General features: G+C 69.6%; 3 protein-coding genes, 1 pseudogene and 1 riboswitch. Of the genes and pseudogenes, 2 read left to right on the top strand and 2 right to left on the bottom strand.

Features of this window, described 5'->3' with window-relative positions; genetic code table 11:
- The first annotated feature begins 3 nt into the window (after positions 1-3).
- Both ABZ749_RS34730 and ABZ749_RS34735 read left to right on the top strand, forming a co-directional pair.
- Complete coding sequence (locus ABZ749_RS34730; protein WP_357235556.1) at positions 4-150, top strand: winged helix-turn-helix transcriptional regulator; 147 nt, start codon at positions 4-6, stop codon at positions 148-150.
- 307 nt (positions 151-457) lie between these two features.
- Positions 458-562: pseudogene (locus ABZ749_RS34735) on the top strand (IS5/IS1182 family transposase); the annotation flags it as partial.
- On the opposite strand, the gene ABZ749_RS34740 reads toward ABZ749_RS34735, so the two are convergent.
- Together ABZ749_RS34740 and ABZ749_RS34745 are read right to left on the bottom strand one after the other, a co-directional pair.
- Positions 519-722, bottom strand: coding sequence for a hypothetical protein (locus tag ABZ749_RS34740; protein WP_357235549.1), 204 nt, complete (start codon positions 720-722; stop codon positions 519-521). The pseudogene ABZ749_RS34735 and the gene ABZ749_RS34740 sit on opposite strands and share 44 nt — an antisense overlap.
- 288 nt (positions 723-1,010) lie before the next feature.
- Entirely contained in the window at positions 1,011-1,523 is a 513-nt protein-coding gene (locus ABZ749_RS34745) for an acyl-CoA thioesterase (RefSeq protein ID WP_357235553.1), read from the bottom strand.
- Between the two features lie 129 nt (positions 1,524-1,652).
- A riboswitch (cobalamin riboswitch) is annotated at positions 1,653-1,797 on the bottom strand. This riboswitch is flagged as partial in the annotation.

Raw genomic sequence — 1,797 nt, forward strand, 5'->3', positions numbered from 1 at the left:
GTCCTGGCCCAGCGTGAATACTCGACCCGGCCGGTCCGACACGAATACCTGCTCACCGACAAAGGCCGGGAGCTGTGCGATCTGCTGCTCGTCATCGCTAATTCCGACCTGAGCCCGAAATCCGAGCTCCCGCTGCGATTCACAGCGTAAATCGTAGGGCACCCAGAGCTTCGAGTTTACCTCGCGCCAAAAGGCGAACCCGTCTTCAACCGGGACCTCGCTGGTGCTGACTACGTCCATGACTCACCTTCGCACTGTCGCTGCAGGGGTCAGATCACGATAGCTTGGCGTCGATATAGCGGCGTTGCGAGGATATGGCGCGGGTCAGGCATTGAGGGCTTTTCATCGTGATGGGCCTGGTCACGATGGGTGGCAGGCAGCGTGTGTCGACATAGGACGAGGCTCCCGGTAAGACAGCAGTCGACCAAGGTCCGATGCCCCAACCGGGAGCCTCGCTGTGCTGTCTTACCCGTCTGCGGTCGCGCTGTCCAGCCGCACTCTGAACCACCTGGCCGACCTCATCCGCGCCGAACGCGCCCGCCGCCGCGACCGGTGGCGACGACCATGTCGAACCCCTCGCCGCCGGTGTGCCTTTCGACGTATTCCTCAACCTTGCTCGTGGTGTAGTCGATCGGCACGGCGCCCAGGCTCTCGATCACCCGCATGCTCGTCGGCCCACCCGTGGCGTATGCCTCGGCGCCGCGCGCCTGGGCAAGCTGCACGCCCACGTATCCCACAGCGCCGACACCGCCGTGCACAGGACCTTCTGCCCGGCGCGGACTCCGGCCCGGTCGACCAGCCCCTCCCAAGAGGTGACCGCCGCCAAGGGCAACACGGCGGCCTCCCGCATCGAGAGTGCGTTCGGCTTGCGGGCCAGCAGCCGGGCGTCCACGGCGGCGTACTCGGCCAGCGAGCCCTGGAGACTTCACGTGGACGCTATCCGACCAGATCGACGGCGGGGCAGGTTCCTCGGACCGCGACGTCGCCGCGACGGGCGCACCGCGCACGGGTCAGTCGTCTTCGGCACCGTCGAGCAGCGCGCGCCGCAGCGCCAAACGGTGCTCGCGGCGGATCTCCGCTTCCCGGTACCGCCGCCGGTCACCGTCGGTCTCCGGTAGCAGCGGCGGCACCGTACGAGGCTGGCCGTCGTCGTCGATAGCGACCATGACCAGGTGGGCGGTGGCCACGTCGGTGGGCGGCACCGCCCGGTCCCACCGGTCGGCGGTCACCTTGACGGCGACCTCCATCGAGCTGCGGCCGGCCCAGGTGATCCGGGCGTCGACGTGCACGACGTCGCCGACCCGCACCGCGCGCAGGAACGCGGTCTCGTCGATCGCGGCGGTGACCGCCGGCCCATCCGAGTGCCGGGCGGTGACCACCCCGGCCACCGAGTCGATGAGGTTGAGGATCCGGCCGCCGTGCACCGTACCCATCAGGTTCGTGTGGTGCTGGTCCATGATCTGCGACAGGGTCAGGTGCGACGCCGACGGCGCCCGGCCGGCGATCGTGGTGGTGTCGTGCACAGCGGTAGTCCGTCCCTCGGGAAACCACACCGCCGGAACACGGGCACACGCTGACGAGGACACACCGGCGCACGCCGCCCCGGCACGTCACCCGCTCAGCCCACCCGCGAGGCCGACGGCAGCGCACACGGTCGTGTACGCGGCGCCGGCAGGTCTTCGGACTCGCGGGCCCGACCGGCTCCACGCCGGTCCCCTACTGGCCGTCGCTTCCCAGGCCACTGGCCCAGTGCTGATGACGGCGGTCGTTCCCACTCACCGCTGCGGGGCAGCCCCG

The organism is Micromonospora sp. NPDC047753 (assembly GCF_040642735.1).
Classification (GTDB): domain Bacteria; phylum Actinomycetota; class Actinomycetes; order Mycobacteriales; family Micromonosporaceae; genus Micromonospora.